The following is a 3,636-nucleotide window of genomic DNA, read 5'->3' as shown; positions in this document are numbered from 1 at the left end:
GATGGCCGGCACCACGGTGTCGGCGCTGGCGGTGGCGGTGGACGCCAGCGCGGCCAGGAACAGCCCGGCGGCGGCGCCGGCGACGACGCTGATGCATTTTCTGATGGGTGACATGACTCTTCCAATCCCTTGACGGCACGTTCGGGACTGAAGCTAAACCGCGTGACAGATGTTACTCGCGTGACACGAGTGACGGTTGATCGAACCGTTGCGAAGGAGTGTCGCGTCGGTGATATCCGGGCGGGTTGGCGGGCGGCGGCCGTCCCGGGGTCCCGGCCGACTACTTGGCCAGCCAGCCTTGGACCTTGGCCAGGTCCCGGGTATAGGAGAGCAGGATCGAGTCCTCGTACTGAGAGCCGGCGTTGAGCATGTCGGCGTCCCGCCAGATCGCGTGCACCTGGTAGATGCCGCGGAGGTAGATGTCGGCGCGCTGATGGGCCTTGCGCTGCCAGCCGCGCTCCGCAGCGAAGTTGGCTAACGACTCTCGCCCGGTGGTCGCCGTCATCGGTGCTCCTCCCTGCGACGCGAATGCGCAGGGCAGGGGCGCGCATCCGGGTCGATCGCACACGCTAGCAGCTGTCGGCGCGGTGGCCGGTGCGGGCGGTGGCAGACTGGCCGTCGGGTAACCCGGCCGAACAGGCGGCGAAGGCGGTGGCGGATCGTGATGCGACATCGGCATGGTTCGGCTCGCTCCCCCGGCGCGGTGGACGTCGCGCTGGACCCGGTGCTGCACTCCGCAGTACCCGATCGCGACCCGACGACCGCCGACGTGCTCGCCGAGATCGCCGCCGGCCCGACCGGACCGGAGGTCGGCGCGTTCTTCGACCTGGACGGCACCCTGGTCTCCGGGTTCACCGCCACCGCACACGCCGGGCACCGGATCCGGCGCCGGCAGGCCCGGATCGGCGAGCTGGCCGGAATCGTCGAGACCGCGGTTCGATATCGGTTCGGGCGGATGCAGTTCGACCGGCTGCTGACCCGGGCGGCCGGGTATCTGCACGGCGAATCGCTCGCCCACCTCGACACGCTGGGCCAGTGGCTGTTCGTCGACCGGATCGCCGCCCGCGTCTACCCGCACATGCACCAGATCGTGCACGCCCACCAACGGCTCGGCCACACCGTGGCGCTCAGCTCCTCGGCGGTGACCATCCACGCCGAGCCGGTGGCGCATTTCCTGGGCATCGACCACGTGCTGTGCAACCGCTTCGAACTCGACGACGACGGGAAGCTGACCGGCCAGATCGTCAAACCGGTGATCTGGGGAGCCGGTAAGGCCGCCGCCGTGCAGCGGTTCTGCGCCGAGCACGCGGTGGCGTTGCCGCAGAGTTACTTCTACGCCGACGGCACCGAGGACGCGGCGTTGATGCTGCTGGTCGGCCACCCCCGACCGGTGAACCCGCGGCCCGGGCTGGCCGCCCTGGCGGCGGAGCGTGGCTGGCCGGTGCTGCAAGTCGGCAGAGCCGGCCGCATGGCGTGACCCGGACGAATCTGGTACTAAACTAGAACACGTTTCAATAATGCCGGCCGACGGTCGGCCGACCCGCCACGCCTCCCGACAAGGAGCAGAGATGCACACCCCGATCTGCGAGGAACTCGGCATCGAGTTTCCGATCTTCGCGTTCACCCACTGCCGTGACGTGGTCGTGGCGGTGAGCAAGGCGGGCGGCTTCGGCGTGCTCGGCGCGGTCGGCTTCACCCCGGAGCAGCTGGAGATCGAGCTGAACTGGATCGACGAGAACATCGGCGACCACCCGTACGGGGTGGACATCGTGATCCCGAACAAATACGAGGGCATGGACTCGCACCAGTCCCCCGATGAGCTGGCGGAGAGCCTCAAAAAGATGGTGCCGCAGCAGCATCTGAACTTCGCCCGCAAGATCCTCGCCGACCACGGCGTCCCGGTCGAGGACAGCGCCAAGGACAGCCTGCAGCTGCTCGGCTGGACCGAGGCGACGGCGACGCCGCAGGTCGAGGTGGCACTGCGGCACCCGAAGATGACACTGATCGCCAACGCGCTCGGCACACCGCCGGCGGAGATGATCGAGCACATCCACGCCGAAGGCCGCAAAGTGGCCGCGCTGTGCGGCTCCACGGCGCAGGCCCGCAAGCACGCCGAGGCCGACGTCGACATCATCATCGCCCAGGGCGGCGAGGGCGGCGGGCACTGCGGCGAGGTCGGTTCGATCGTGCTGTGGCCGCAGGTCGTCGCCGCGGTCGCCCCGCGGCCGGTGCTGGCCGCCGGCGGTGTCGGCAGCGGCCAGCAGATCGCCGCCGCCCTGGCGATGGGCGCCCAGGGCGCCTGGACCGGCTCGCAGTGGCTGATGGTCGAGGAGGCCAACAACACGCCCAAGCAGCAGGAGGCTTACATCAAGGCCAGCAGCCGGGACACCGTGCGGAGCCGGTCGTTCACCGGCAAGCCGTGCCGGATGCTGCGCAACGACTGGACCGACGCGTGGCAGGCCGACGGCAACCCCGAGCCGCTCGGGATGCCGCTGCAGTACATGGTCTCCGGGATGGCGGTGAAGGCCACCCACAAATACCCCAACGAGAGCGTCGGGGTGGCGTTCAACCCGGTCGGCCAGGTGGTCGGTCAGCTCACCAAGGTGGAGAAGACCGCGACCGTCATCGAGCGGTGGGTGCAGGAATACCTCGAGGCCACCGGCCGGCTGGACGCGTTCAACGAGGCGGCCGGGGTCTGACCACCGGACGTCAGCCCCGCGCACCGAGGAACGGCCGGACGGCCACCAGGAAACACCCGAACGCCGCCAACGGCGCCACCAGCGGGAACCACGGCAGCCGCAGCGGAAACGCGGTCGCCACCAACCCGACCAGGCTGAACCCGACGGCGGCGACCAGGGTCGGCGCGGTGACCGTGGCCGCGTACCGAAGCACCAGGTAGCCGACGGCGCAGAGCCCGCAGGCCGCGGTGGGCAGCGGCGCGGTGTTCGCCAGCGCGATCGTCGCCACGACGAGCAGCACCGCCAGGGTGGCGGCCGGCCGGACAGCGACACCGACCAGCGCCGCGACCAGGGCAGCGACCGCCGCGACGGCCGCCGGCCCCGGCGCGCCGACCAGGGGCCACGCCGTCATCAGCGCACCGACTCCGGTCGCCGCGACCCTGGCCATGGCCACCGTCATCGGGGGCGTCCTCGGCGGCGATCGGCGGCCAGCCGCATCACCTGCGTCAACGGCCGGTCGGACTGCCACGGCACCACGTCCACCCCGAGCACGGACATGTCCCGGTACATCGCCGAGCGCTGCAGCGTCCAGAGCCGGGCAACCAGCGGGTCCGGTTCGTCTTCGAACGGGGAACCGGGGAGCACGTCCACGGCGAGCACCAGGTGACCGCGTCTGCGCAGGTCGGTGAGCGCGGCAGCGAACTCGGGGTCGAGCAGGGTCGAGAAGGCGATGACGATCGCGCCGGGCGGGACGGCCGCGGCCGGGGCGAGCGCGCCGGTGGTCGTTTCGAATTCGGCGCCCGCGGCGAGCACGGCGTCGACCACCCGGTAGAACTGCCGCTGCCCGATGTCGGCCCCGACCCAGCGGGTGCGGCGCCCGCTGAGGGTGACGATCCCCGCCCGGTCGCCGTTGCGCAGCGCGGTCTGCGCCACGTGCGCGGCACCGCGCGCCGTCCGT

General features: G+C 71.0%; 5 protein-coding genes. 2 read left to right on the top strand and 3 right to left on the bottom strand.

Annotation, left to right across the window (positions count from 1 at the left end; all coding sequences use genetic code 11):
• Positions 1-280 precede the first annotated feature (280 nt).
• Positions 281-505 carry a hypothetical protein gene (locus AC2VNT_RS00705; protein ID WP_486945032.1) on the bottom strand — a complete coding sequence of 75 codons (225 nt, stop codon included), beginning with the start codon at positions 503-505 and terminating at the stop codon, positions 281-283.
• A 159-nt stretch (positions 506-664) separates the two neighbouring features.
• On the opposite strand from AC2VNT_RS00705, the gene AC2VNT_RS00700 reads away from it, so the two are divergent.
• Together AC2VNT_RS00700 and AC2VNT_RS00695 are read left to right on the top strand one after the other, a co-directional pair.
• Positions 665-1,477 (top strand): HAD family hydrolase, encoded by an 813-nt coding sequence (locus AC2VNT_RS00700; RefSeq protein ID WP_486945031.1) that lies wholly within the window; start codon positions 665-667, stop codon positions 1,475-1,477.
• A gap of 91 nt (positions 1,478-1,568) precedes the next feature.
• Positions 1,569-2,699, top strand: a complete 1,131-nt coding sequence (locus AC2VNT_RS00695; RefSeq protein WP_486945030.1) for a nitronate monooxygenase — start codon at positions 1,569-1,571, stop codon at positions 2,697-2,699.
• A 10-nt stretch (positions 2,700-2,709) separates the two neighbouring features.
• On the opposite strand, the gene AC2VNT_RS00690 is transcribed toward AC2VNT_RS00695, so the two are convergent.
• Positions 2,710-3,138: a hypothetical protein gene (locus tag AC2VNT_RS00690; RefSeq protein ID WP_486945029.1), complete on the bottom strand. Its 429-nt coding sequence runs from the start codon at positions 3,136-3,138 to the stop codon at positions 2,710-2,712.
• Positions 3,135-3,636 (bottom strand): DUF58 domain-containing protein (locus AC2VNT_RS00685; protein ID WP_486945028.1); only part of this gene is annotated, 502 nt, incomplete at its 5' end. The genes AC2VNT_RS00685 and AC2VNT_RS00690, both read right to left, overlap by 4 nt.

It is taken from the genome of Mycobacterium sp. TH-M15 (genome assembly GCF_057473705.1).
The sequence above is the reverse complement of the archived record's forward strand: the minus strand, read 5'-3'. Positions and strand labels throughout refer to the sequence as shown.